Here is a 24,967-nt window from a genome sequence, read left to right on the forward strand (position 1 = left end):
AACTTTATTTGTTAAAGTTTATAATTTTAATAAACTGGTCTGCATCAAGACTGGCACCGCCCACCAGGGCACCGTCCACATCTTCAATGCTCATCAGATCCGAGACATTGTCCGGTTTGACCGATCCTCCGTATAGTATCCTTGTCCGGTCTGCCAGCTCATTGGAGAAGAGGGTGCTGATCTTGGACCGCAGATGCCGGTGTACCTCTTCTACCTGTTCAACGCTGGCGGTCCTCCCTGTACCGATTGCCCAGACGGGCTCGTAGGCCAGGACCAGATCTTCCAAGTCTCCAGGACCTGAAGCTTTTAACCCATCTGAGACCTGTTTGTCAAGTATAAAAAAAGTTTTACCCTGGTCCCGCTGGGTTTCGGTTTCTCCGATGCATAAAATGGGTTTGAGTCCGCCGGCAACGGCAGCCTGAACTTTTTTGCATACGGATTGGTCGGTCTCCTGAAAATATTGGCGCCTTTCCGAATGTCCGATAATGGCGTATTCGGCACCGGCTGACTTTATCATTTTGGCGGACACTTCCCCGGTGAACGCCCCTTCATCTTCGTGAAAGAGATTCTGGGCGCCGGTTTTGACCCGGGTGCCTTTCAGGGCGTGGCTGACCAGGGCAAGGGAAAGGTGGGTAGGGGCGATCATGATTTCAACATCTGATACGTCTGAAGAGAGAGAGGCCAGGTGGGCCCCTGTTTCCACTGCCTCAGGGCCGGTTTTATACATCTTCCAATTGCCTGCAATAAGAGGAATTCTGCTCATGGGGCCTCCTTGAATTAAAGGGATTTACCCACCATCAGGGCAAGATCGATCATCCTGGCAGAATAGCCGGCTTCGTTGTCATACCAGGAGTAGATTTTCACCATATTCCCGTTGATCACATCGGTGCAGGATGCATCTACGATGGAGGACAATGGATTGGAATTATAGTCAATGGAGACCAGAGGAAGCTGGCTGAAGCCGAGGATTCCTGCAAGGTTTTCCAGGGAGGCTTTTTTCAGGCAATCGTTGACGGCCTCCTTGGTCAGACCCTGTTTTTCCGTGAGCACCACCAGATCCACCATGGACACATTGGGGGTGGGGACACGGACGGACATGCCGTTGAGCTTTCCCTCCAGTTCAGGCAGGACAAGGGAAACCGCCTTGGCCGCTCCTGTGGTCGTGGGAATCATGGAGAGACCCGCCGCCCTTGCCCGGCGAAGATCCTTATGGGGAAAATCCAGAATTCTCTGGTCCCCGGTATAGGCGTGGATGGTGGTCATCATCCCGGAGACGATGCCGAAATTTTCCAGCAGCACCTTTGCCACCGGTGCCAGGCAGTTGGTGGTGCAGGAGGCATTGGAGATAATGGAGTGGGAAGAGGGGTCGTACATGTCGTGGTTGACTCCCATGACAATGGTGATATCCGGGTTTGAAGCCGGGGCAGATATCAAAACCTTTCTGGCACCGCCGTCAAGGTGCTTGGATGCCCCTTCCCGGTCCCTGAAAATTCCTGTGCATTCACATACGATATCCACATCTGAATCGCCCCAGGGAATCTGGGAGGGATCCTTAAAGGCGGTCACCGTGATCTGTCTGCCGTCCACGGCGATTCCATTTTCAGATGCCTTGATCTCATTGTCCAGTCTTCCATGCACGGAATCGTATTCCAGCAAATGGGCAATGGTTTTAGTATCGGTAAGGTCGTTGATGAACGCAACCTCAAGTTCCGGATGATTTAAGGCTGCCCGGAACACGATTCTTCCGATTCTGCCGAATCCGTTGATTCCCAATTTAATGCTCATTTTTCCTCCTAACTTAAGTTTGTTACCGTCTGTATTCTGAATATCCCGGAGAAACTTGCGGCGGTCTGTATTGGAATGAAAATCTGCTAACACTTACGGGTCAGGCCCGTTTGGTCCCTTTTAAAATTCCGCTTGCAAGGGATATGCTTCTTTTGCCGTGCTCCACCAGGGATGAGGTCAGTTTGGCCATGTCCATCTTTTCCCTTGCCGTAACCGCTTTTAAAAGAATGGGAAGGTTCACCCCGGAGATCACCTCCACCTTTCCCTCCTCAAGAAAAGAATAACTCAGATTGGAGGGAGTCCCTCCGAACATGTCCGTGAGAATGATCACCCCGTTATCGCCCTTGACCTTTGCAATGGCCTGTTTGATTTTTTTCCTGAGATGGTCCGGATCTTCCTTGATATCAATGGTGATAAAAATCAGGTTTTCCGGCTCCCTGCCAAGGATAAGCGAGGCCGTCTCGATCAGAGACCTGCCGAGATCTGCATGGGTGACGATGAGTATGCCTGTCATTTTTCTTTGACGTCCCGGTCAATATCCCTGTGGATGATACCGGGACTAAGCCCCTTTTTGTTGAGATGTTCAAAAATACTTCGCGCAATGGCCACGCTTCTGTGCCTGCCGCCTGTACATCCGACGGCAATGGTCAGATAAGCCTTGTTCTCATTTCGGTATAACGGGATCAGGTAATCGAGCAAACCTGTGTAGCGTTCCAGAAAATCTTTGGTGTCCGGATTGGACAGGACAAAATCCTTGACTTCCTCGGACTCCCCGTCCTGGTTTTTCAGTTCCGGTATGAAATAGGGATTGGCCAGAAACCGTACATCAATGACAAGGTCGGCTTCATTGGGAATACCGTATTTGAATCCAAAGGATTCCACGTTCAGCTTCATGATCTTGGACCGTTTCCTGCCCCTGGAGATCAGGTCCAGAATCCGGGATTTGAGCTCATGGACATTGTAATTGCTGGTATCGATAACATGGTGGGCCGTCAGTTTAACCGGGGCCATGGTCTCTATTTCCGATTCTATGCTTTCCACAAGGCTGGTCCCCCGGGAAAGGGGATGGTGTCTCCGGGTCTGGCTGAATCTCTTTACGAGGATGTCTTTTCCGGCCTCAAGAAAGATGATCTGGGGCAATACGCCCAGATCCTCTATGGCCCCGATTCCGGGAGCATATTCCTGGACAAAGGTCTTGGACCTCATGTCCATGACAAAGGCGATTCCTTTAATCTCCCGGCTCTCTTTTAAGGGAAGTTCAAGGAATTTGGGAACAAGGGCCATGGGCATGTTGTCGACACAATAAAACGAGGCGTCTTCAAATGCCTGTATGGCAGTGCTTTTCCCTGAGCCTGAAAGGCCGGTAATAATATAGACCTTTTGTCGTTTCATCTAAAATTCTTCATCCTGATCCCGGATGATTTCATAGAGTTCATCAGCGGTCCGGGCAGACTTGAGCCTCAGCTTAAAATCTTCTCTTTTGAGGAGTTTTGAAATCTGGGCCAGCACCTTTAAATGACTGCCGGTGGAATTCTCCGGGGTGAGCAGCAGGAAAAAAATATGGACAGGTTTGCCGTCCAGGGAATCGTATTCGACACCGGTCCGGCTCAGACCGAATCCCACTTTCACGGATTCAACCGTGTTGAGCTTGCCGTGGGGAATGGCGATCCCCCCTCCGATCCCGGTACTGCCCAGCTCCTCTCTTTCCATCAACACCCGGGCAATCTCCGGGGCAGGGGCCGTACCGTTTTTGGCAACCGCCTGGGAAAGTTCATTGATGACCCCCTGTTTGTCTGCTGATTTCAGGTCATCAATAATCGAATCTTTGTCTAGAATCTCACTGATTTTCATAGGAAGCTCTATCCCCCGGGCTGGATCAGTCCCAGCTTTCCGTTGTTGTGTTTGTAAAGGACGTTCAATTGCTCTGTCCGGGCGTTGTTAAAAACAAAAAAAGCCTGGCGGCCGGAAATGAATTCAGCCACGGCATCGTCGATATCCATGGGTTTGGTGTCAATGGTTTCCATGATAATATCATCCGGGGCCAAAGGATCCGTCCAGGGCTCTAAAGTTTCAAAATCTTCAGTATTGGTTTTCAGGCTATGTTTTTTGCCTGACATATGACGTTTGATTTTTTCTTTGTTCTTTTTAACCTGGGCCCGGATTTTATCCACCAGGGCATCAATGGAGGAGTACATGCTTTCCGATTCTTCCCGGGCATGGATATTGATTCTGTCACAGGTCAGGGTAAGCTCGGCAATGTGTCTTATCTTTTCAACGCTCAATACCACGTGGGCTTCGGCAGGACCGTCCAGAAGTCTGTCAAATTTATCCAGTTTTTTTATGACATAGGACTTTAAAGATTCGGATGAATCGATATTTTTAAAGGTCACCATTATCTGCATGATAGATCTCCCTAAAGTTGTTTGCGTTTGTTGGAAGGCAGGATGTTGAGAACCTTCCTGTACTTTGCAACCGTTCTTCTGGCGATCTGGATATCGGACTCCTGAAGGATGGAGGCGATCCGGTCGTCGCTTAACGGGCTTTCAGGATTTTCATTGTCAATGAGCTGGCGGATGGTCTCCTTTACGCTGGCCGAAGCCATGGATTCCCCTCCGATGCGCTCAATGGAGGAATTGAAAAAATATTTGAGTTCAAACAGGCCCTGGGGAGTGTAGGCGTATTTGTTGCTGGTCACCCGGCTGATGGTGGATTCATGCATTTCTATGTCCTCGGCAATATCCTTGAGGATCAGGGGTTTTAAATAGGCGATCCCCTTTTCGAAAAACTCCCTCTGGAATTTGATAATGCTTTCCATGACCAGGTATATGGTTTTTTGTCTCTGGTGAATGCTTTTGATCAGCCAGGATGCGGACTGCATCTTTTCATTCAGATAATTTTTGGCATCCTTGGGAAGGACTTTACCGTTGGCAATGGCGTTCTTGTAAAACCGGTTTATCTTGAGTTTGGGAAGGCCGTCATCGTTCATGACGATTTTGAAATCATCCCCATGTTTGTACACGTAAATATCAGGGATGATATAGGAGGGTTCCTCCGTTGAAAATTTCCTTCCGGGTTTGGGCTCAAGGTATTGGATGATGGCAACGGCAGCCCTTACATCATCCACGGAGATCCGGAGGGCCTTGGCAATTTTTTTGGAGTTTCTGTTCTCCAGGTTCTTTAAATGGTACTTGATGATATCGGTAATGACCCTGTTCTTGATCCCCAACTGGTCCACCTGGATAAGAAGGGTTTCACAAAGATCCCTTGCGCAGACACCCGGCGGATCAAAGGTCTGCAGGACCGTTAAGACTTCCTCTACCTGGTCTGGTTCGGTTTCGGCTGTAAGGGCGATTTCCTCCACATCGGAACAGAGATATCCGTCCCGGTTCAGGTTGCCGATGATCATCAGACCGATCTGTTCCTGGTCCGAATTCAGACCGTACATCATGAGCTGCCATTTCAGATGTTCTTCAAGGGTCTGTTTTTCGGGGGTAAAGGCCTCAAAATTAGGTGCTTCCGTGTTTTCGGATTCCGTATAGATCCGGCCGGTGGAATTATACTCGTTGATATAATTTTCCCAGTCCACGTCGGAACGGACCTTTTCTTCAATGGTGACCTCCCTGACCGGTGCTTCGGCTTCAGGGGATTTGGTTTCGGTCTCATTGGCCGTGATCTTCTTGTCGGAGGTATCCTCATTAGAGGCCTCCTCAAGGGCGGGATTCTGTTCCATTTCCTGCTGGATCATTTCCGCCAGTTCAATCCTGGAGAGTTGGAGCAGTTTGATGGCCTGCTGGAGCTGGGGGGTCATTACCAGCTGTTGGGTCAGGGTGAGGTTTTGCTGTAAGCCAAGTTCCATATTATAGTTTAAAATTATCTCCCAGATAGATTTTTTTTGCTATTTCACTTGAAATGATCTTATCGGGCGGACCCGATTCAATCACAACGCCCTGGTTCATAATATACGCATGATCACAAACGCCCAGGGTTTCCCTGACATTGTGGTCTGAAATCAAAACCCCGATCCCCTTGGAGGTCAGCTGTGAAATAATCTGCTGTATATCAATCACGGCAAGGGGATCGATCCCGGCAAAAGGCTCGTCAAGGAGGACAAAAAGGGGATCCGTAGCCAATACCCTCGAGATTTCAAGCCGTCTTCTTTCCCCGCCGGAAAGGGAGGCCGCCTTTTGATTGGCAAGTTTTTCAATGCCAAGCTCCTTCATCAGGCCGGATGCCTTTTCCTCTATGTCGGTTCCATTTGCCGGCAGGACCTCCAGGATGGCCGTAATATTCTCCCTGACCGTCAGTTTCTTGAATATGGAGGATTCCTGGGGCAGATACCCGATCCCTTTTCTGGCCCGAATATACATGGGATCCCGGGTAATGTCCTCCCGGTTTAGGAAAACATGTCCCTGGTCGGGCCGGATCAGGCCGATGGCCATGTAAAAGGTAGTGGTCTTTCCTGCCCCGTTGGGCCCCAGAAGACCGGTAACCTCTCCCTGTTTAACAATAAGGTCCACCCTGTCCACAACGGTTTTATTGTTGTAGATTTTAACTAATTTTTCAAGTGAAAGCTCTGCACCCTTTTTCCACATCTTTACTCCACCTTGTCCTGGGGATCGAAAAAGGCTTCCACACGGCTTTTGGGGTCGCTCTCCACCATGGCCCTGTCTTCTTTCCGGAACAGGGTGATCTTTTTGCCGGTCACCCAGCTCTTGCCGGTCAGGAGTTTCGGAGATCTGCCCGTCAGTACAAGAACCTCGTCCTCGGTGGTATATACCATTTTATCGGCAAAGGCTTTTCGCTCTCCTGAAGTATACTCGACATTTCCCGTGGAGATGATTTTCTTTACCCTGGACTGGTCTTCTTTACCGGTGTCGTCACTATGGAAAAAGACCTTGATGGAATCGGCAAGAATGACGGAATCCTCCCGGGTGGCCCTTACGTTGCCGGTGAATTCAATTGTGGAGGAATCCTGGAGGGCCACCATGGTATCGGAGATAACGTGAAGACTCTTTTGAGCCAGGGCCTTGTCCGTGTCAGAGAGTTTTTTGGATTCCGGGCCGGCATCCTTCCCGGCTGTTTCTTCAGGACGTGCCTCTTTTTTTACAAGGGTCTGGTTCGGTTTTTTATCTTGGGTTTGGGCGGATGAGAGCGGAAGACCCAGGAAAAACAGACTGAAAAAAAAGCATGTCCAGATAAAGAGGGCAGAGCTAAGGGATCTGGGAGTTTTCACTGAAGTTTCCTTTGACATGTCCTTTAAATGTGACTCTGTTTTTGTTCAGCTCGGTAACCATGGAGTCGGCTGTAATGACCGAGGCATGGTCTTCAAGTGTGACCCGCACGTCGGACCGTATTATATGTGTTTTTTTTTCATAATGCAACTTATCAGTTTTCAGAACATATGTTTCATGGCGCACCAGAACGTTTTCCAGAAAGGTCATATCCCGGGTCTTGGTGTTCAATATTCCCTTGTCTGAATAGAGAAAGACCTTTTTGTTGTCCCGGGTGTAAAAGGTGACGTTTACCGCCTTGAGAACGGCCTTGTTTTCCTCTCTCAGCAAAGTGGCGGAGGCGGCTTTGAGTTCCCATTCCGTGATTCCGTTTTTCTTGGAAACCTGTTCCATGCCGTCCAGTTTGAGGGCTGCCTTGGAATCAATGTGAATATTTTCAATTTCCGGGATCTCCATGACGGATCGGGTAAAATAGAGGAACCCCCCGAGGCTGAGGAAGATAAGAACAAGACCCCCGGAAAGGAAACGGATGATCCTCTGCCTGGCCGGCCGGTTCATGAAATAAAGGGTTCCAGTGCCGTGTCCCACAGCCCCCGGGCTTTAAGAATGGCTTCACAGACCTCCCGGACAGCCCCTTTGCCGCCCCTGGCCCGGGTAACCATCCGGGCACGCTCCTTGACCTCAGGGGGGGCGTCGTACACGGTAATGGGTGCGCCCACCCGGATCATGGCCGGAAGATCAATGAGATCATCTCCCATGAATGCGATTTCATCGGCTTGAATTCCGGTCTGCTCCATGACGGTTTCCAGGGCCAGGGCCTTGTCCCTGACCCCGTCAAATATGAGATCGATCTTCAGGTTACGGCAGCGGTGGAGCAGTGCTTCCGAGGCCCGTCCGGTAATGATACCGGCCCGGATTCCGGCTTTCATCAAAAGTCTCAGCCCCAGGCCGTCCCTTGAGTTGAAGCTCTTGATCTGTTCCCCTGAATCCGAATAGGTGATGGTCCCGTCGGTAAGGACCCCGTCCACATCCAATAAAAGAAGCTTTATATTCTCCAGATGAATTTTCATGAAATTTCCTGATCTGCCTGCATGGCCGGAACCGGCCGGTTTACAGACCCGCAGCCTTTTTTATGGCCACAAGCGTGGTTAATAGGGACTCCATATCCTTCAAAGGCATGGAGTTGGGGCCGTCGCACAGGGCCTTTTCCGGTTCAGGATGGGTTTCAATGAAGAGGCCGTGGGCACCGGCGGCAATGGCTGCCCTGGAAAGGGTGGGCACAAATTGTCTTTCACCGGCGGAAGAATCCTGGGCACCTCCGGGCAGCTGGACACTGTGGGTGGCATCAAACACCACGGGAACCCCCATTTCCCTGAGGATGTGGATGGACCTGAAATCCACCACAAGATTGTTGTATCCAAAACTGGTTCCCCGCTCTGTGATGCAGATATTTTTATTTCCGGCAGATTCGGCCTTGGTCAGGATGTTTTTGCATTCATGGGGAGAAAGAAATTGCCCTTTTTTGATGCTGACGGGCCTTCCGGTCCGGCAGGCCGCTGAGATCAGGTCTGTCTGGCGGCATAAAAAGGCCGGGATCTGAATTACATCCAGGACCCTGGCAGCCTCCTGGGCCTGATCCGGCAGGTGGATGTCCGAGATCACCGGAACATTCAATTGGGTCTTGACCCGGCTGAGAATCTCAAGCCCCTCGGAAAATCCCGGTCCCCGAAAGGACTGGACAGATGTCCGGTTTGCCTTGTCAAAGGAGGATTTGAATATAAAGGGGATGCCGAGTTTTTCAGTCACCTCTTTTAAATGCCCGGCCGTCTGAAATGTGATATCTTCGGTTTCCAGGACACAGGGTCCGGCAATCAGGAAAAAACCGGCATTCCCGGATGTAAGCAGATCAAAAAAGAAGTTTTTCATGTAAGGCCCCAAGAGGTTTTTATCGGTTAACAATATTAGGGATCTAATTATAGCCAGGCGTCAAAAAAGTCAAGAATTGCTTGATAAGTTAGGGTATTGCTGGTATTTTTAAAGGCATTTTAGTCGATTGTGGCTAACCTGCTGAAAAAAATAGAAAATATCCCGAATTTTCCAGGAGTGACCTCCCATGGTGAGATTCGGCTTCCCAGGGGCATGATTGGTATGAAAAAAATTCTCTTCCTCTTGATACTTGTTGTTATGGCCGTTCCCCTTATCTGGGTGCTGGTTCATAAATACGAAGGAACCGCTCCTAGGGTCGAAGTCAGCCTGCCTTCCCTTTATCTGAAAAAAAGTTTTGAGATGGGTCTGGATGCCGGTGACCCGGGCACAGGCCTGAGAAATGTACAGGTTTCCGTAGTGCAGCAGGGCAATGAAAAAGTCCTTCTGGACAAGACATATCCGCCTTCTTCTATTCTGAATCTTTTGGGGGGGCCGTCCATGCCCCATGAACGGTTTACCCTGAATATAGAGGTTGATAAACTGGGATTGACGGATGGGGAGGCCCTGATCCGGATCCGGGTCTCGGACAACTCCTGGCGGTCCTGGAACAAGGGCAATGTCACCTATTTTGAACAAAAACTGATTGTCGATTCCACCCCTCCGAAGATCACAATTTTAAGCAAGCAGCACAACGTATCCAAGGGCGGTTCCGGGCTTGTGATTTACAGGACCTTTGAACCGGATCTCAAAACCGGGGTCAAGGTGGGTGACAATTTTTTTCCGGGATATCCCGGGATGTTTGATGACAAGGAGATTTATGCCGCGTTTTTTGCCCTGGACTATACCCAGGGGCCTGGAACGAAAATCCGGGTCATTGCGGAAGATGCCGCCGGCAACTCCATTCAGAAGGGATTTTACCATTATATAAGGGACAAGAAATTCAAGATTGATACCCTGAATATTTCCGACCGGTTTCTTGGGGCCAAGATGCCCGATTTCAGCATGGGAGGAGAACACTCCGGTGCAGACGATTCCATGCTGGATAAGTTTTTAAAGGTAAATGGTGCGGTTCGGAAGGCCAATGTGGAAAAGGTGCTGGCCGCACCCAGTGACACGGTGAACCAGGTTCTGTGGAAGGGCAGGTTCGGGCGTCTTGCCGGAGCCGCCACCCGGTCCGGCTTTGCCGACCACCGCATATACCGCTACAACGGAAAAGAAATCGACCGGGCCGTTCACCTGGGAATCGATCTTGCCTCCACAGCCCAGGCCCCGGTTAAAGCGGCCAACAGCGGCCGGGTCATCATGGCCGAGGCCGTGGGCATTTTCGGGAATACTATTATCCTGGACCATGGATTCGGCCTGGCCAGCCTTTATTCCCACCTGAGCAGTATGGCTGTCCGCCCGGGGGACAAAGTAGGCAAGGAAGATATTCTCGGAAATACCGGATTAACAGGTCTGGCCGGCGGAGATCACCTCCATTTTTCAATAATTGTCCACAATGTATTTGTCAATCCCGTTGAATGGTGGGACGCTTCATGGATAAAAAACAATATCACCTCAAAAATTGAGGCAATCGGAACCCTAAAAAACTAAACCGGATTGGCAAAAGAATTCAATAAGGACATCATGAGCAGTCATAAGATCAATAAAACCTATGAACAGATAAACAAGAAGATTGAACGGGGTGAGGCGGTTGTTGTCACGGCCGAAGAGATCATTGATATTGCCCGCAGGGAAGGGGTGGTGGAGGCGGCCCGGCAGGTGGATGTGGTCACCACAGGCACCTTCGCACCCATGTGCTCCTCCGGGGCCTTTATCAATATCGGCCAGTTCAAGCCCCTGGTAAGGACCACAAAAACCTGGTTCAACAATGTGCCGGCCTACTCGGGCCTGGCCGCGGTGGACTGTTACCTGGGCGCTACCCAGACCTGTGAGGATGATCCCCTGAACAAGCACCATCCCGGTGAATTCAACTACGGGGGCGGCCATGTGATCCAGGACCTGGTGGCGGGAAAAGAGGTTCAGATCCGGGCTGAAAGTTACGGCACCGACTGCTATCCCAATCGGAAGATCGAAAAAATCGTTACCCTCAAAGATCTTCCCAACGCCATGCTCTGCAATCCCAGAAACGGGTACCAGAACTACAATTGTGCCATCAACCGGTCCGATAAAATCAAATTTACCTATATGGGCACCCTTAAATCCAAAATGGGCAATGCCAATTACTCCACCTCGGGACAGCTCAGCCCCCTGTTCAACGACCCATATCTGAAAACCATCGGGCTTGGCACCCGGATTTTCCTGGGCGGGGCCCAGGGGTATGTGAACTGGACCGGCACCCAGCACAAGAAGGATGTGGAGCGGGGTGTTAACGGGGTCCCCCTTTCTCCTGCCGGCACCCTTTCCGTGATCGGGGATCTCAAGGAGATGTCCCCGGAATGGCTGGTGGGACAGTCCATCCGGGGATACGGGATATCCCTTTCCGTGGGCCTGGGCATTCCCATCCCCATATTAAATGAAGAAATTCTAAAGTATACGGCCGTGTCTGATGAAGAGATCTTCACCCAGATCGTGGATTACGGGTATGATTATCCCGAAGCCATCTCCAGATCCTACGGCCAGGTCAGTTATGCTGAACTGAAAAGCGGTTCCATCATGGTAAAAGGACAAAAGGTAGTCACGGTACCCCTGTCCAGCATGGTCAAGGCAAGAAAAATCGCCCGGATCCTGAAAACAGCCATCCAGCGTTCCAAGTTCTTTCTCGGTCAGCCCCAGCACATGTTCCATTAAACCCAAAGGCAGATTTCATCCATGGCGAATATCAAGACGAAGAAAAAAAATGCGTGGCGGGAGAACATCGAGGCAATCCTGATTGCCGTTGTCATTGCCATGTTCATACGGACATTTATTGTCCAGGCGTTTAAAATTCCTTCCGGCTCCATGCTGGAAACCCTTCAGATCGGGGATCAGATCCTGGTCAACAAGTTCATCTACGGGGTAAAGATCCCCTTTACCGGGGGCAAGACCCTGATTCCGGTAAAAGATCCGGAGCGGGGAGATATCGTTGTTTTTCTCTATCCCGAGGACCCGTCCAAGGATTTTATCAAACGGGTCATGGCCGTGGGCGGGGACACCATTGAAATCAGGGACAAGGAAGTCTTTATCAACGATAAAAAGGTGGAGGCGGAACCCTATGCCATCCACAAGGATAACCGGATCATCCCCGGCAAATTCAGCACCAGGGACAATCTGCACAGGATAAAAATCCCGGACAACAAGCTCTTTGTCATGGGAGACAACCGGGACAACAGCCACGATTCCCGGTTCTGGGGATTTGTGGATTTAAGTGAAGTCAAAGGGGAGGCTTTCATGATCTACTGGTCCTGGAACAAGGAAAACTGGGGCATCCGGTGGCGGCGCATCGGAAATCTGCTATTTTAAGGAAAAGATCATGGTGTTTACAAGAAAGGACATTCTGGATATAAATTCCCTGGATAAAGATGAAATCTCCATGATCCTGGACACGGCCCAGGGCATGAAGGAAATTTCCCAGAGACCGGTAAAAAAAGTGCCCACCCTCAGGGGAAAAACCATTGTTCTCTTTTTCCAGGAACCCTCCACCCGGACCAAACTCTCTTTTGATATCGCCGCCAAGCGGCTGTCTGCCGATTCCGTATCCATTTCCAAGTCATCTTCCAGCATAGTCAAGGGGGAGACCCTTGTGGATACGGCCAGGAACCTGGAATCCATGAATCCGGACATCATTGTCATGCGCCACTCTTCATCCGGGGCAGCCCATCAGATTTCCCAACGGGTAAAATGCTCGGTGATCAACGCGGGAGACGGGATCCATGCCCATCCCTCCCAGGCCCTGCTGGACATGATGACCATCCGGGAGAAAAAGGGAAAGATAGAGGGGCTTAAAATCGCCATTGTGGGAGATATCTCCCACTCCAGAGTGGCCCGGTCGGACATCATCGGGCTTTCCAGGATGGGGGCCAAGGTTACCATATGCGCGCCGGGGACCATGATTCCCCCGGGAATTGAGGATCTGGGCTGTGGGGTGGCTGAAAACATGGAATCCTGCGTAACGGATGCCGATGTGATCATGATGCTCAGGATCCAGAAGGAACGCCAGGAAAATATTCTCTTTCCCACGGAAAGGGAGTATGCCGCCCTGTACGGCCTCAACCGGAAAAGACTGGATCTGGCCGGAAAGGATGCCATTGTCATGCATCCCGGGCCTTTGAACCGGGGGGTCGAGATCTCCAGCGGGGTGGCAGACTCGGGATGCTCTTTGATCCTGGAACAGGTGACCAACGGGGTGGCCCTGAGAATGGCCCTTTACTACCTTGTGGCCGGAGGAGGAAGCCGACATGCAGATGTTGATTAAAAACGCCGGGGTGATCGACCCTGGCAATTTGGAAGGAAAAAAGGACATCCTGATCCAGGAGGGTCGGATTGAGGCGATTCTGGACCCGGGGCAACCGGTTCCGGATAAATTTCAAACCCCGGAGCTTCAGATTGTTGACGCCCCGGGCATGATCCTGACCCCCGGGCTCATCGATGTCCATGTTCACCTCCGGGAGCCGGGCCATGAATATAAGGAAACCGTAGAAACGGGCCTTAAAGCCGCGGCCCGGGGAGGATTCACTGCGGTCTGCTCCATGCCCAATACAAAACCGGTGAACGACAATGGTCAGGTGACCTCTTTTATCATCTCCCAGGGTAAAAAAGCCGGGGCTGCCAGGGTCTATCCCGCCGGGGCCGTATCCGTGGGATCCCTGGGCAAAACCCTGGCCGAGATCCATGACATGAAAAGGGCCGGGATCCGGGCCGTCACAGACGACGGAATGCCTGTGGAAAATCCACAGCTCATGCGAAGGGCCCTGGAGTACTGCAAGGGGCTGAACATCCCGGTTCTGGTCCATGCCGAGGACAGGAACCTGGCTGCCGGCGGCGCCATGAACGAAGGGCCCCGGGCCACCCTCCTGGGGATTCCCGGGATTCCCAATGCCGCGGAAAGCGCCATGGTGGTCCGGGATATCGGTCTGGCCGAGCTCACCGGGGCCCATGTCCACTTCTGCCATATCTCCACGGCCGAGTCTGTGGAGGCTGTCCGCCAGGCCAAAAAACGGGGGGCAAATGTAACCTGTGAGACCGCCCCCCACTATTTTACCCTGACGGACCGGGATATCAAAGAGTATGACACCAACTTCAAGATGAATCCCCCCCTGCGGTCTGAAAAGGACCGGGATGCCATTATCCAAGGGCTGATTGACGGCACCATTGACATGATCGCCACGGACCATGCCCCCCACAGCATCGATGAAAAAGACCTGGAGTTTGACCGGGCCGCCTTCGGCATCATCGGCCTGGAAACGGCTCTGCCCCTGGCCCTTGATCTGGTCCGGGAGGGCCGTTTGTCCATGGAGGATCTGATTCTCAAACTGTCCAAGAATCCGGCCCGGCTCATGGGGGTCGATAACGATCTAAAACCGGGAGCTGTAGCTGATGTAACCCTTATCGACCCGGATGCGGAGTATACAATTGATCCGGAAGATTTTCTTTCCAAGAGCCGGAACACCCCATTTGGGGGAATGAAAGTCCGGGGAAACATCTTTATGACCCTGGTTGACGGGAAGATCGTTTACCAAAGGTAAAATTCTGTGGAAGGTGACGGCCTTATGAGTGACAAGCACAAGATACTGGTGGTGGATGACGAGCCTTCCATGAGGGAGTTCCTGGAGGTCCTCCTGTCCAAGGAAGGGTATGGTGTGGAACTGGCCAAAAACGGGAAACAGGCCCTGGGACTGATCCGGAAAAACCGGTATGACCTGGTCCTGTCCGATATCCGCCTGGGGGACATCACCGGCCTGGACGTGCTCAGGGAGGTCAAGAAAACACAGGGCGACACCGTGGTCATCCTGATTTCCGCCTATTCCACCACCGAGATCGCCGTGGAAGCCATGAACGAAGGGGCCTATGATTTTGTTCCCAAACCCTTTGACAACACCGAACTCAAAGGAACAATCGCCAGGGCCCTGGAGCTGAAAACCCTGGAGCACGACAAGGAAAGGGTCAGTTCCGAACTCCGGGACTACATGTACTTTAACCGGATCATCGGGAAAAGTCCGGGCATGCAGGCCATCTATAAAAAGATAGAACAGATCGGCCCCACCAAGACCAACGTCCTCATCACCGGGGAGAGCGGCACGGGCAAGGAACTGATCGCCCGGGCCATCCATGAGAACTCCGACCGGAAAGACAAGCCTTTCGTGGTGGTCAACTGCGGGGGCATCCCGGACACCCTCATGGAGAGCGAGTTTTTCGGCCATGTCAAGGGCTCCTTCACCGGGGCCATCAGCGATAAAAAGGGACTCTTTGAAGCGGCCAACCAGGGCACCATCTTTCTGGACGAGATCGGGGAACTCTCCATGATGCTCCAGGTCAAGCTGCTCCGGGCGGTCCAGGAGACCTCATTCAAGCCCGTGGGCGGAACCCAGGAGATCGACGTGGACGTTAGGATCATCTCAGCCACCAACAAGAAGCTGGAAGAGGAGGTCATCGAAGGAAACTTCCGGGAAGACCTCTTTTTCCGCCTTAATGTCATCCCCATCAAGGTGCCCCCCTTAAAGGACCGGAAAGGGGATATTGAGATTCTGTCCAATCACTTTGCCGAAAAATACTCCAAAAAAATGGGCAAGGACATTATCAAACTTTCCTCCTATGCCATTGATTTTTTAAACAAGTACAGTTTCCCCGGCAATGTCCGGGAACTGGAAAATCTCATCGAACGCAGTGTGGCACTCTCCTCCACCAACATCATCCTGCCCGAAAGCCTGACCATCTCCATGCACAAGAAACGCCGCTGGGTGGAGGGCATCGAAGACCGCCGCTTTGATCTGGAACAGGTGGAGCAGGGCGTGGATCTGGACGAAATCCTCTCCGCCATTGAATCGGCCTATCTTAAAAAGGCCATGGAACTGGCCCGGGGCAACAAGAGCAAGGCGGCCGAATACCTGAACCTGACCCTGCGGTCCCTGAGGTACCGGTTGGATAAGGTGGATGACTGATACGAAATTTCACAGGCACCCCATCAATTTGATCTTATATAACCATTGAAGATTCCAGTCTTTTCAAGGTTTGGATGGTTTTGACATTTTTTGTCAGCCAGGAAATGGTTTTTGTTAACTCCGGGTACTCTTACAACTCAATTTTTTTTCAGCAATCTCTCCCTTAAGAAAAATTATTCTATTATTTCAGCCTGTTAACATTTACCTATCCTTTTTTTACCCCCCTGGCACACCCGTTGCTATTTAGGTTAGGCAGTTGAGAAAACGAACAAACAATTTTAAGTCAACCAAAAATAAGGAGAATTAAAATGACTAAAATGTTGAAGAAAGACCAGAAGGGTTTTACCTTGATCGAACTCATGATCGTTGTGGCTATTATCGGTATTTTGGCGGCTATTGCTATTCCGAATTTCCTGCAGTATCAGTTGAAATCTAAGACTGCTGAGGCAAAGACCAACCTGGGGGCAATTAAGACATCGCAAGAGGCTTACAGAGCTGAACAAGATGCTTACCTTCCTTGCGCCGCAAACCCCGCTGCTGCCATAACAGCAGGGAAAAGAACGTGGGATGCTGGCGGAGGTTTCGCAACTATAGGATTTGCACCCGCTGGTGATGTTTACTATCAGTATGCCGTTGCCGTAACAGCTCCCGCAGCAGCAACTCCACCTACTTTTTCAGCTACCGCAACAGGTGACTTGGATGCCGATGGTACAAATGCAGTTTTCACCATGACTGATGCTGGTGCACTTACAGGTCCTGTCCCTGCAACTGCATTCTAAACCTTACTTTATAGTCAGTACTATCCCCAGAGAATTCTATTTCAAAAAAGAGAGAGGTCAAAGCTTTTGACCTCTCTCTTTTTTCATTTACAAGCCATACAAAATTTTCAATAAAAACTCATCCATGTACAAGAATTTTCCTTCACAGAAAAATTATCTCAAAAGATTTTAATTTAAGATTGGAACAACAGTATTGGATTTTGTTAATATGGTTTTTAAAAAATTGTAAGAGAGGTTTTACAAAACCTGGAAAACTCAACAGTTAAATATTTTTGATAGTGTTTTATCTTATGGCATGTTATTGAAATCAAGCCATGAAAAAAATAGCCTTTTGCATAGTGCTCATGCTTTTTTGTTTTTTTATCAGTTCAAACATCGATAAAAAATTTCAACCTGTTATTATCGAAGATTTATTTTATCTGCCATCTGGAAATTTTTTAAAAGGCGCAGCCCTTGGATTCGATGAGATATTAGCTGATTTTTTATGGATTAAAGCACTATCTTATTTTGGCGAACATGCTTCCACCGATCAAAACTATTCATGGTTGAGTCATATTTTAGATATTGTCACCACGTTAGATCCTTTTTACCAGATTCCTTACGAATTTGGTGGAGTTATTCTTACTACAGAATTGAATGATGTGGAAAAGTCGACACTTTTACTTAAAAAGGGCATGAAAAATATCTCTACATCTCATCCTAGATATTGGTATTTTCCTTTTTTTATAGCCTTCAATTACATGTATCATAAAAATGATTATATAACTGCCGCTCATTATCTTGAACAGGCTGCAAAATTTCCTGAAAGTCCAGCTTATATTCCTTTATTGGTATCCAGGCTTTATGCCGACGCTGATTCACCGGAGATCGCTGTGGCTTTTTTGAAAGAGATGATAAAAAGTACGGATAAACCAGAACTAAAAACCAAGCTGACACAACGGCTCAATGAAATAATTAATACCAACAACATAAAATTCCTGGGACAGGCCGTAGATCAATTCATTTCAAAATTTTACAGGTATCCTAACAATTTAGGAGAACTTATAGAAAAAGGTATGATTAACTCTGTGCCGTTTGATCCCAGGGGAGGCAGGTATTATATATCCCGGGAAGATCATTTAGTTCGAAATACCAAAAAGTCGAAAAACCTGAAAGTCCACATTGACAAATCACCAAAATCTATTCTTAATATGGTTCCGGCAGAATAAAACAGGGGCTGATAAGGTGTTAGAGCAAACTGCAATAAAATTAAAAGGAATTCACAAAAGCTTTTCCAACGGCTGGTTAAAAAAGTCCTTGGTGATTAAAAACCTGGACTTAGAAATTAAAAACAACGAGATCTTCGGATATCTCGGAGCCAACGGAGCGGGTAAGACCACAACCTTTAAGCTCATGCTGGGGCTGATAAAGCCGGACAAGGGGGAGATCTCTTTCTGGGGAAATCCTGTATCCGATCTAAAGACCCGGGCATTGGTGGGCTATCTGCCCGAGCATCCCTATTTTTATTCCTATCTTACCGCAAAAGAAGCCCTGGAATTTTATGCCAGTCTCTTTGACATGGACCGGGCTTTGAAAAAAAAGAGGGTAGGGGATCTGCTCGATCTTGTGGGACTGGATCATGCAAGAGGTGTCCAGCTTCGAAAGTTTTCCCGGGGTATGCTCCAGCGCATCGGCATTGCCCAGGCCATGGTCAATGATCCCAAACTCCTGATCCTGGATGAGCCCATGTCAGGCCTGGATCCCATGGGAAGAAAGGATATGAGGGATATTATTCTCAACTGCCGGGACCAGGGAAAGACCATTATATTTTCCTCCCATATCATTGCCGATGTGGAGATGATCTGTGACCGGGCCGGGATCCTGGCCAAAGGTGAGCTTCAGCAGATCGTGGCCATGGATGATCCCGTCACTGCCGGGGAAACCTCCTGGGAGATCACTTGCCGGGGCGGGCAGCTCAATCTGTCCGGGCTGGACCGGGAAACCGATATCAAACAGGTGGTGAGGGGGAGCCGGAACATCATCTCCACCCGGGATCAGGATTTGGCCGGCCGGATCATGGAACAGGTAAAGGAACAGGGACTCGACCTGATCTCCTTTGCTTCGGGAAGAAAGAGCATAGAGGATATTTACATTAAAAGTATAGATGATGGGGAAGACGATCATGAATAAGATCACGGCCATTGCATTGAATACCTTCCGGGAATCCATAAGGGACAAGATCTTTTACAGTCTGCTCTTTTTTGCCGTGATCCTGGTGATGTTCTCCACGGTCCTGGGCAAGCTGACCATTGGTGATCCCTTAAAGATCATCAAGGATTTCGGCCTGGGATCCATCTCCATTGCCGGAACCCTGATTGCCATATTTGTGGGTATCGGTATGGTATACAAGGAGATGGAAAAAAGAACCATCTTCATCATCCTGTCCAAACCCCTGGCCCGGTGGCAGTTTCTCATGGGAAAGTACCTGGGTCTGGGTCTCACCATCCTGGTGGAGGTGGTAGTCATGTCCGTTCTTTTGTTCGGCCTTTGTTTCGCCTACGATCCCCAGATTCCCTGGAGCCTGCTCACGGCCATTATCCCCATATTTTTCGAGATCATGATCATCCTGGCCTTTGCCTTTTTCTTTTCCACCTTTGCCAGCCCCTTTTTGAGCGGGATGTTCACCCTGGGGATCTTTATCATCGGTCATTTTACCCGGGATTTGAAAAGCCTTGCCGCCGCAACCGAAGATGTTTTGTTTAAAAATTTAGCTGATGCTGCCTATTATATTCTCCCCAACCTGGAATTTTTGAATTACAAGACCCGGGTGGTCCATCATCTGGCCATCTCAGGAGAGGAAGTGCTTCTCTCCCTGGCCTATGCCGCCTGCTATACCCTGGCCGTGCTTTTGATCAGTATGTTTATCTTTCAGGGCAGGGATATTACCTAGAAGCCTAAAGCTGAAAGTCTAAAGCTGAAAGCAAAAAACACCCGCCTGGGGCGGGTGTTTTTTTTGTGAAGCATTGGGTTTAATACCCCGTTGCTTGCGACGTTAAAATTGATAAATTCTTATAGGAATACCCCGTCCTCTTGCGGCGGGGAACTTTATGGGGACGGATTAATCAGAGGTGCCTAGCAGTTCCTTTCTCTTGGACAAGGGCAGGGCCTGGATGGCGTCCTTAAGGCCCTTGCCGGAGTATACGACGATCCTGTCCGCGGTCCAGAAACCGGATTCGTCCTTTTTGATCAGAAAAACACTGGCCGGTTTTCCCTGGCGGATATAGCTTCTGCTGACCTGGATCAGTACGGGCTGGCCCTGGGCGTCCTTTTCCCCTCTGTTCTGCCAGACGGACCGGATTTCAGATACGGTGAAGTCCCCGATCTGGGCCACATTCCCGCTGTTGGCCAGTTCATAGACGATATCCGTAACCACCCTGTAGTCAGTTGCCTCTTCAGCAGAAGAGATGCCAATGAAACAGACCCCCAGTATGAGGCTCAGGATAATGATTGTATAGGATTTCATAACACTCCTCCTGCTTTATTGTATTCAGGGAAATCATTTAAAGATCTGCTGCCAGGACCTGAGCCTTGTCCGCTGGTCCGGCAGATTGACATTGACAGGCGTGGGGGGCTGATCCGTGGTTCCCACGTAGAGAATGTCGTTGTAGATGACCAGTTCGCCGGAGGGTTTTCCCGTGCCGATATAGATCCCGGCAACACTTGCCGTATCACCGGATTCAGTCCGGACCTGTGTATCTCCCGAGTCAAACTCATCGTTTCCGTTGATATCAAAGACCTCAGGGCTCACAGCATTCCCGTTTTCCCAGTCCAGGGCAAAAAGCCAGGTATCCCCGTTGCCCTCGCAGACATCCCCGTCCGGAACAAAGGTGGTGAAAAAGACAACTCCGCCGACTACCAAGGGCTGGGATATCACCCGCTCTGAGCCTGAATCGGCGGGAATGGCCAGGTTGAGGATCCAGGATTTATTGTCGGCATTACATACCCCGTGGATGTCAGGGGAGGTGCAGGACAGGGTCCGGTATTTGTTTAAATCAGCATTGCCGTCACCGTCCAGATCGGCTAGGGTTCCGTCCGCGTTCAGGGCATATGCCTCTATGATGCTGGTTTTCATTTCCACAAGATCGCTTTTCTTATAGGCCGTGGCCGTGGCAGCTCCCTCATCGAACAGCCCCAGGAAGTACTGCTGATCAACGGTGAGTTTATCCACCTGATCAATATACTTGCCGGTTCCGAAGTAGAGCCAGATATCCCCGTGGCCGGCATAGGCATATCCGGCCTTGGCCGTCACCGGCGTGGTGTGGTCCGTTGTTCCGGCATCATAGAAGAGTTCGGATACGGGCTTCTGGTTGAATCCGATTTCTTTCACCCGGTACATATTGCCGTAGAGATTGCCCATATAAATCCGGTCGGACAGGTAATCGTCATCCTGGGTGTCAATGACCAAGGGCGGCCCAGGAACGTCATTTTTCAGGGTTGTCGGGTGCAGCTTGATCTTATAGATGGGAGTATCGGAAGCATCCAGCCAGACCTGGCTCTTGTCCCAGGAATTGACCGCAAAAAGGTAGGATTCCTTGTCGGACTGGAGAAGGGGATCGTCGGAAGAACGGTATCCCGAACCGAAATAGGTGGCCCATCCGGTTCCTTTGGGATCAGAGTAAACCCTGTCAATGGAGGGCCATGAAGTGGCCAGGCCCAGATCCGTATCTGTAAATTCCCATAGAAACTTTGATTTTACCTCCAGGGTTGTGCCCCCGGAAAGTGTTTTGGCCGGTGCATCAAAATCTTCACCATAGGTCACGTCCAGGGCGAAAAAGGCGGATCCTCCCTGTCCCAGCCCGGTGGTCAGCACGGTCCGCCAGCCGGTGGAATCCACGTAAATATCCATGGGTTCTGGAGATCCGTCCACCAGGAATTTATGGCAGTAGGAAGGGGAACACATATCATCGCTGGGATTTGTCCCGGCAAGGGCCATCTCGGTTTTCACGCTGTCCGGATAAAACCGCCATTTTTCGCTTCCGTCGGATAATTTGAAGACATGAAGAGCCCCGTCGTTGGAACCCACATAGGCCAGCTCATCCCTGGCCCTGACGTTTTCATCGTACTTAAAGGCAAAATAGGAATCAAATTTATAGTAGTAGGGCGGCGATCCGATAATGGCCGGGGTGGAATTGATGACATCCCCCATGGCCTTGCATAAAAAATTATCCCCGGCTATGGAGGCGTCGGTATAGGCGGAGACATATCCCGTGGTCGTGGCGGTACTGTCGTAGATAAATCCGTTGATCACTGCGGGCATGCTGGTCTTGGTTTCCCACAGATAGGTGGCTTCAAGCTCTCCTGTAAACGTATTGAATCGGGTTCCCGTGATATTCCCGGTCCAGTCGGAGGCGTCAAAGGAGGCGTTCAATAATATGGCGCCGTTGTCCACCGAGGTGGTGGGTGCGGGAGAAGAACCGTGAAAGACCTGGGCTTTTACATTGGAGACAATGGAGTTCATGGCGTCGATGAACTCCTGACGGTTCTGGGCCATGAACGGGACAGCGGTCCCGGTGGCGTCCTCATTATGCAGATGGTAGAGCTGATCCTCGTCATCTGCCTCTCCGGCGGTCTGCATCTTTTTAACGATGCGGTCCAGCTGGTCGGCATTGGTCAGGCCGAAGCCTACGGCCACGATGCTGACGCCTTCGGTGATCAGGTCCTCCACCGCCTTATCGATCCTTGTGTTGTCCGTGGCCGTGTTTCCCAGGCCGTCGGTGACGATCACCAGGATTCTGGGCTGGCAGGAGTATTTAAAATAGGTTTCAGTGTAGTAGCTGTCCAACCGGTTGGACTTGAAGTACTCCAGTCCGGCCCGCATGGTAGGGGCAAGGGGGGTGCATCCCGAAGGGTAACCGTCATCGGCCTTGTCCTGGAGGGCTGCCTGGTGAGCTGCATCATGCTCGTGGATCCCGATCCTGTACTTGGTATAATAGGTCGGGGAATTGTCACTGTCCGAGTCATTGCAGGATCCGCCGGCCCAGGTGGCAAAACCCCAGGCAATGCTGCGGTCGAGAAACACTTCCTTGAGAACGTCCTCGGCAATGGCGATGCGGCTCATCTCAACCCCGCCCCCGATATCCATCTTGTCGTTCATACTTCCCGAGGTATCCAGTTGAACCATGATGGCCGGATTGATCAGGTTTTCCGCATAAAGGGGGATTTCCCCGCAGGCCGCCGTGGAGGGCACGGATTTGACGATAAGGGTGATGGGAACTTTCAGGGGAGAGTTGTTGGCGGCTCCGGTAATGGTCAGTGTGGCCGTATAGGTCCCGGCAGACAAGGCAGAGGTGTTGAAATTGACCGTCACCGTATGGGAATCGTTCTGGGCCAGGGCCGGGACAACCGAGTCGGCAGCCACGGCCCAGGTCTCATCAATGGTGATGGTTGCGGTTGCCGGATCATCATTGTTTCCGGTGTTGGTGATGGTAAAGGTCTGGGCAGCGGCATTGTATCCCTTGAAACAGGTGGGCCCCAGGGAATCGGGATTGGCCGTCCAGTAGGGGCCCGGGCATCCGGTCTGGGGATCGACACTGTTACCGGTGGGCGGGTTTGCCGGGGTTTCGCTTCCCTTTGTCAGGTAAAACCCGTCTATGCTGGTATCTGCCTCCCGCATGGCGATCTTGAGGGTATGGGTGCCGGCCGTATTGATCTGGATGGTGTTGTCCGTCCCCACCTGCATGGATTTGGTCCAGATATAGGTGTTGTAAGTGCTTCCGAAATTCCAGGCCTTCCAGGCATCGTTGTCCACGGTAAAGAACATGGAGTCCTGGGATCCGGATAATGCCTTTCCCCGCATCCAGATATAATAGGTCCCGGTGGTTGAAAAGGTCACCTGATATGTTTTTACTTCCTTGCCCGGGGTGGTGGTGGCAGATCCGCCGCTTCCCGAGACCAGAACCGTGCCGCTGCCTTCGGCTGCCGTACTAAACCAGTCCCCCGCATTGGGGGTACCGTCCAGATTATAGGAACCGGAAAAATTTTCCGCTTCAATATAGGTGCCGGAAGGATCAATGGGGCATAGGGCCCGGGCCTGTTCCGGGATAAAGATTACAAGAACCAGAAAAAGAAAATAGAGAAAGGTTTGCCCTGAATTTTTTTTCGCCATGATGTACCCCTTTTTCATTGTTTGGATAGGAAAATTAATATCCGACCCGGTAGACTTTCCTGACCCCTGTCACGACTTCGGAAGTCCCGTTGGAGTTGCATTTTACCTCGTACTGGAAATCTCGGTAACCGGCCCCGAACCCTATGGCCGGGAAATCATTCTGATAGGCCAGGCGGTACCAGTATGGAATATTTGAAATTCTGCCGTCTTCGGTACCGGTCGAAAAGGCAGCGTTGGTGGTCTTGTCTCCCCCGTCACCGAAATTCCGGACGATGTTATAATAGATATCGTCCCAGTCATAGCTGGAATCACCTGCTTTCAAGGTGGTGTTGACAAAACTTGGGGGCGTGGCCTGGGCGTTGAGATAGGGACCGGCTTGTTTCCATCCGGAGTCGGCCGAATAAAATCGCTGATGGGCCCGGCGTTCATTCCCGGCAATTTTGAGTTCAAAACTGGTGGTGTTGATGGCGGCCAGGCCGGTGATGGTAAGAAGAGACATGATCAGCAGGGTGGAGATGAGGGCAAAACCGGATTCGTTTTTAACGGGAGAAATTATTGTTTGAATTAATTTCATCAATATAGCTCACTTTTGAGAAAATTAATGGTTAGGGTCTTGGCCTGCTGATCCTGGTAATTCACGGTAAGGCTGACCAATTTGATATTCAACTCATCTGCCTCGTCCGTGGTTCCGTCGCCGTCGTTATCTGTTCCGTCGGTATTGGTCCATTCCGCGACATTCCAGGAGATCGACGCCACGCCCGCTGGCAGCTGATAGCCGGTAAGCTCGGTTTCATCGTGGGGATTTCCGGCCGGATCCATTGTGGAATCATCGTAGTCCAGGTTCAGCAACCGTTCGAACCCGTCACCGGCAACGGAGCTGGCAACTGTCAGATTATTTGCACTGGAATTGCCCCGGGTGCTGGAAACCTGCATGGAGTTCAATGCCAGGATCCCGATGGTCAGGACCAGCATGGCCATCAGCGCCTCGATCAGGGTAAAGCCTTGATTATCTTTTAAAAGGTTCAT

26 protein-coding genes are annotated in these 24,967 nt (G+C 50.7%); 10 read left to right on the top strand and 16 right to left on the bottom strand.

Going from position 1 to position 24,967, the window contains the following annotated elements:
• Positions 1-4: 4 nt before the first annotated feature.
• The 12 genes from tpiA to kdsA form a co-directional block, all read right to left on the bottom strand.
• Positions 5-763: a triose-phosphate isomerase gene (gene tpiA, locus F608_RS0125085; RefSeq protein ID WP_022668495.1), complete on the bottom strand. Its 759-nt coding sequence runs from the start codon at positions 761-763 to the stop codon at positions 5-7.
• A 14-nt stretch (positions 764-777) separates the two neighbouring features.
• Positions 778-1,785 (bottom strand): type I glyceraldehyde-3-phosphate dehydrogenase, encoded by a 1,008-nt coding sequence (gap, locus tag F608_RS0125090; protein WP_022668496.1) that lies wholly within the window; start codon positions 1,783-1,785, stop codon positions 778-780.
• Positions 1,786-1,885: 100 nt separating this feature from the next.
• Entirely contained in the window at positions 1,886-2,299 is a 414-nt protein-coding gene (locus F608_RS0125095) for a PTS sugar transporter subunit IIA (protein ID WP_022668497.1), read from the bottom strand.
• Complete coding sequence (gene rapZ / locus F608_RS0125100) at positions 2,296-3,177, bottom strand: RNase adapter RapZ (protein WP_022668498.1); 882 nt, start codon at positions 3,175-3,177, stop codon at positions 2,296-2,298. Before rapZ ends, F608_RS0125095 begins: the two co-directional genes overlap by 4 nt.
• The gene (locus F608_RS0125105; RefSeq protein ID WP_022668499.1) at positions 3,178-3,636 is read right to left on the bottom strand and encodes a PTS sugar transporter subunit IIA; all 459 of its coding nucleotides are present in this window, start codon (positions 3,634-3,636) and stop codon (positions 3,178-3,180) included.
• 8 nt (positions 3,637-3,644) lie between these two features.
• Positions 3,645-4,187, bottom strand: a complete 543-nt coding sequence (hpf, locus tag F608_RS0125110; protein WP_022668500.1) for a ribosome hibernation-promoting factor, HPF/YfiA family — start codon at positions 4,185-4,187, stop codon at positions 3,645-3,647.
• Between the two features lie 11 nt (positions 4,188-4,198).
• The gene (rpoN, locus tag F608_RS0125115) at positions 4,199-5,641 is read right to left on the bottom strand and encodes an RNA polymerase factor sigma-54 (RefSeq protein ID WP_022668501.1); all 1,443 of its coding nucleotides are present in this window, start codon (positions 5,639-5,641) and stop codon (positions 4,199-4,201) included.
• Position 5,642: 1 nt separating this feature from the next.
• A complete protein-coding gene (gene lptB / locus F608_RS0125120) occupies positions 5,643-6,377 on the bottom strand; it encodes an LPS export ABC transporter ATP-binding protein (RefSeq protein WP_022668502.1) in 735 nt (244 codons plus the stop codon).
• Between the two features lie 2 nt (positions 6,378-6,379).
• Complete coding sequence (locus F608_RS35345) at positions 6,380-7,018, bottom strand: LptA/OstA family protein (RefSeq protein WP_022668503.1); 639 nt, start codon at positions 7,016-7,018, stop codon at positions 6,380-6,382.
• Positions 6,996-7,604 carry an LPS export ABC transporter periplasmic protein LptC gene (gene lptC / locus F608_RS0125130; protein WP_244154335.1) on the bottom strand — a complete coding sequence of 203 codons (609 nt, stop codon included), beginning with the start codon at positions 7,602-7,604 and terminating at the stop codon, positions 6,996-6,998. Before lptC ends, F608_RS35345 begins: the two co-directional genes overlap by 23 nt.
• Positions 7,571-8,086, bottom strand: a complete 516-nt coding sequence (locus F608_RS0125135) for a KdsC family phosphatase (RefSeq protein WP_022668505.1) — start codon at positions 8,084-8,086, stop codon at positions 7,571-7,573. The genes lptC and F608_RS0125135 overlap by 34 nt, the downstream gene beginning before the upstream one ends.
• Before the next feature lie 40 nt (positions 8,087-8,126).
• A complete protein-coding gene (gene kdsA / locus F608_RS0125140; RefSeq protein WP_022668506.1) occupies positions 8,127-8,942 on the bottom strand; it encodes a 3-deoxy-8-phosphooctulonate synthase in 816 nt (271 codons plus the stop codon).
• A gap of 222 nt (positions 8,943-9,164) precedes the next feature.
• Between kdsA and F608_RS0125145 the strand changes: the two genes are divergently transcribed.
• From F608_RS0125145 to F608_RS0125190, 10 genes are all read left to right on the top strand, one after another.
• On the top strand, positions 9,165-10,535 hold the full coding sequence (locus F608_RS0125145; protein ID WP_022668507.1) for a M23 family metallopeptidase: 1,371 nt from the start codon (positions 9,165-9,167) through the stop codon (positions 10,533-10,535).
• 33 nt (positions 10,536-10,568) lie between these two features.
• Positions 10,569-11,732: a homocysteine biosynthesis protein gene (locus F608_RS0125150; protein ID WP_027363107.1), complete on the top strand. Its 1,164-nt coding sequence runs from the start codon at positions 10,569-10,571 to the stop codon at positions 11,730-11,732.
• Positions 11,733-11,753: 21 nt separating this feature from the next.
• Complete coding sequence (lepB, locus tag F608_RS0125155; protein WP_022668509.1) at positions 11,754-12,383, top strand: signal peptidase I; 630 nt, start codon at positions 11,754-11,756, stop codon at positions 12,381-12,383.
• Positions 12,384-12,393: 10 nt separating this feature from the next.
• The gene (locus tag F608_RS0125160) at positions 12,394-13,335 is read left to right on the top strand and encodes an aspartate carbamoyltransferase catalytic subunit (protein ID WP_022669423.1); all 942 of its coding nucleotides are present in this window, start codon (positions 12,394-12,396) and stop codon (positions 13,333-13,335) included.
• Positions 13,319-14,605 carry a dihydroorotase gene (locus tag F608_RS0125165; protein ID WP_022668510.1) on the top strand — a complete coding sequence of 429 codons (1,287 nt, stop codon included), beginning with the start codon at positions 13,319-13,321 and terminating at the stop codon, positions 14,603-14,605. Before F608_RS0125160 ends, F608_RS0125165 begins: the two co-directional genes overlap by 17 nt.
• Before the next feature lie 24 nt (positions 14,606-14,629).
• Positions 14,630-16,018, top strand: a complete 1,389-nt coding sequence (locus tag F608_RS0125170; RefSeq protein WP_022668511.1) for a sigma-54-dependent transcriptional regulator — start codon at positions 14,630-14,632, stop codon at positions 16,016-16,018.
• 317 nt (positions 16,019-16,335) lie between these two features.
• Complete coding sequence (locus tag F608_RS37220; protein ID WP_425248206.1) at positions 16,336-16,797, top strand: type IV pilin protein; 462 nt, start codon at positions 16,336-16,338, stop codon at positions 16,795-16,797.
• 314 nt (positions 16,798-17,111) lie between these two features.
• The gene (locus F608_RS0125180) at positions 17,112-18,005 is read left to right on the top strand and encodes a hypothetical protein (protein ID WP_022668513.1); all 894 of its coding nucleotides are present in this window, start codon (positions 17,112-17,114) and stop codon (positions 18,003-18,005) included.
• Between the two features lie 16 nt (positions 18,006-18,021).
• Positions 18,022-18,966: an ABC transporter ATP-binding protein gene (locus tag F608_RS33330; RefSeq protein WP_051148655.1), complete on the top strand. Its 945-nt coding sequence runs from the start codon at positions 18,022-18,024 to the stop codon at positions 18,964-18,966.
• Positions 18,959-19,726 carry an ABC transporter permease gene (locus F608_RS0125190; RefSeq protein ID WP_022668515.1) on the top strand — a complete coding sequence of 256 codons (768 nt, stop codon included), beginning with the start codon at positions 18,959-18,961 and terminating at the stop codon, positions 19,724-19,726. The genes F608_RS33330 and F608_RS0125190 overlap by 8 nt, the downstream gene beginning before the upstream one ends.
• A gap of 168 nt (positions 19,727-19,894) precedes the next feature.
• Here the strand turns inward: F608_RS0125190 and F608_RS0125195 are convergent, their stop codons facing one another.
• From F608_RS0125195 to F608_RS0125210, 4 genes are read right to left on the bottom strand one after another with little or no spacing between them, the layout of a single operon-like run.
• Entirely contained in the window at positions 19,895-20,299 is a 405-nt protein-coding gene (locus tag F608_RS0125195; RefSeq protein WP_022668516.1) for a hypothetical protein, read from the bottom strand.
• Between the two features lie 33 nt (positions 20,300-20,332).
• Entirely contained in the window at positions 20,333-23,941 is a 3,609-nt protein-coding gene (locus F608_RS0125200) for a PilC/PilY family type IV pilus protein (RefSeq protein WP_022668517.1), read from the bottom strand.
• Between the two features lie 34 nt (positions 23,942-23,975).
• Entirely contained in the window at positions 23,976-24,515 is a 540-nt protein-coding gene (locus F608_RS0125205) for a pilus assembly PilX family protein (protein WP_022668518.1), read from the bottom strand.
• Positions 24,515-24,967, bottom strand: coding sequence for a prepilin-type N-terminal cleavage/methylation domain-containing protein (locus tag F608_RS0125210; RefSeq protein WP_027363110.1), 453 nt, complete (start codon positions 24,965-24,967; stop codon positions 24,515-24,517). The genes F608_RS0125205 and F608_RS0125210 overlap by 1 nt, the downstream gene beginning before the upstream one ends.

Origin of the sequence: Desulfospira joergensenii DSM 10085 (assembly GCF_000420085.1) — a bacterium.
Classification (GTDB): Bacteria; Desulfobacterota; Desulfobacteria; order Desulfobacterales; family Desulfobacteraceae; genus Desulfospira; species Desulfospira joergensenii.

What these genes read in the sequence shown, in the direction of transcription:
- rpoN (WP_022668501.1), bottom strand. Translation starts at nt 5,641, where the DNA reads ATGGAACTTGGCTTACAGCAAAACCTCACCCTGACCCAACAGCTGGTA.
- F608_RS0125200 (WP_022668517.1), bottom strand. Translation starts at nt 23,941, where the DNA reads ATGGCGAAAAAAAATTCAGGGCAAACCTTTCTCTATTTTCTTTTTCTG.
- F608_RS0125205 (WP_022668518.1), bottom strand. Translation starts at nt 24,515, where the DNA reads ATGAAATTAATTCAAACAATAATTTCTCCCGTTAAAAACGAATCCGGT.
- F608_RS0125135 (WP_022668505.1), bottom strand. Translation starts at nt 8,086, where the DNA reads ATGAAAATTCATCTGGAGAATATAAAGCTTCTTTTATTGGATGTGGAC.
- rapZ (WP_022668498.1), bottom strand. Translation starts at nt 3,177, where the DNA reads ATGAAACGACAAAAGGTCTATATTATTACCGGCCTTTCAGGCTCAGGG.
- F608_RS0125195 (WP_022668516.1), bottom strand. Translation starts at nt 20,299, where the DNA reads ATGAAATCCTATACAATCATTATCCTGAGCCTCATACTGGGGGTCTGT.
- F608_RS0125095 (WP_022668497.1), bottom strand. Translation starts at nt 2,299, where the DNA reads ATGACAGGCATACTCATCGTCACCCATGCAGATCTCGGCAGGTCTCTG.
- F608_RS0125210 (WP_027363110.1), bottom strand. Translation starts at nt 24,967, where the DNA reads ATGAACCTTTTAAAAGATAATCAAGGCTTTACCCTGATCGAGGCGCTG.
- F608_RS0125190 (WP_022668515.1), top strand. Translation starts at nt 18,959, where the DNA reads ATGAATAAGATCACGGCCATTGCATTGAATACCTTCCGGGAATCCATA.
- F608_RS37220 (WP_425248206.1), top strand. Translation starts at nt 16,336, where the DNA reads ATGTTGAAGAAAGACCAGAAGGGTTTTACCTTGATCGAACTCATGATC.
- lptB (WP_022668502.1), bottom strand. Translation starts at nt 6,377, where the DNA reads ATGTGGAAAAAGGGTGCAGAGCTTTCACTTGAAAAATTAGTTAAAATC.
- F608_RS0125180 (WP_022668513.1), top strand. Translation starts at nt 17,112, where the DNA reads ATGAAAAAAATAGCCTTTTGCATAGTGCTCATGCTTTTTTGTTTTTTT.
- kdsA (WP_022668506.1), bottom strand. Translation starts at nt 8,942, where the DNA reads ATGAAAAACTTCTTTTTTGATCTGCTTACATCCGGGAATGCCGGTTTT.
- tpiA (WP_022668495.1), bottom strand. Translation starts at nt 763, where the DNA reads ATGAGCAGAATTCCTCTTATTGCAGGCAATTGGAAGATGTATAAAACC.
- F608_RS0125105 (WP_022668499.1), bottom strand. Translation starts at nt 3,636, where the DNA reads ATGAAAATCAGTGAGATTCTAGACAAAGATTCGATTATTGATGACCTG.
- F608_RS0125160 (WP_022669423.1), top strand. Translation starts at nt 12,394, where the DNA reads ATGGTGTTTACAAGAAAGGACATTCTGGATATAAATTCCCTGGATAAA.
- lepB (WP_022668509.1), top strand. Translation starts at nt 11,754, where the DNA reads ATGGCGAATATCAAGACGAAGAAAAAAAATGCGTGGCGGGAGAACATC.
- F608_RS0125170 (WP_022668511.1), top strand. Translation starts at nt 14,630, where the DNA reads ATGAGTGACAAGCACAAGATACTGGTGGTGGATGACGAGCCTTCCATG.
- gap (WP_022668496.1), bottom strand. Translation starts at nt 1,785, where the DNA reads ATGAGCATTAAATTGGGAATCAACGGATTCGGCAGAATCGGAAGAATC.
- F608_RS0125165 (WP_022668510.1), top strand. Translation starts at nt 13,319, where the DNA reads ATGCAGATGTTGATTAAAAACGCCGGGGTGATCGACCCTGGCAATTTG.
- F608_RS0125150 (WP_027363107.1), top strand. Translation starts at nt 10,569, where the DNA reads ATGAGCAGTCATAAGATCAATAAAACCTATGAACAGATAAACAAGAAG.
- hpf (WP_022668500.1), bottom strand. Translation starts at nt 4,187, where the DNA reads ATGCAGATAATGGTGACCTTTAAAAATATCGATTCATCCGAATCTTTA.
- F608_RS0125145 (WP_022668507.1), top strand. Translation starts at nt 9,165, where the DNA reads ATGAAAAAAATTCTCTTCCTCTTGATACTTGTTGTTATGGCCGTTCCC.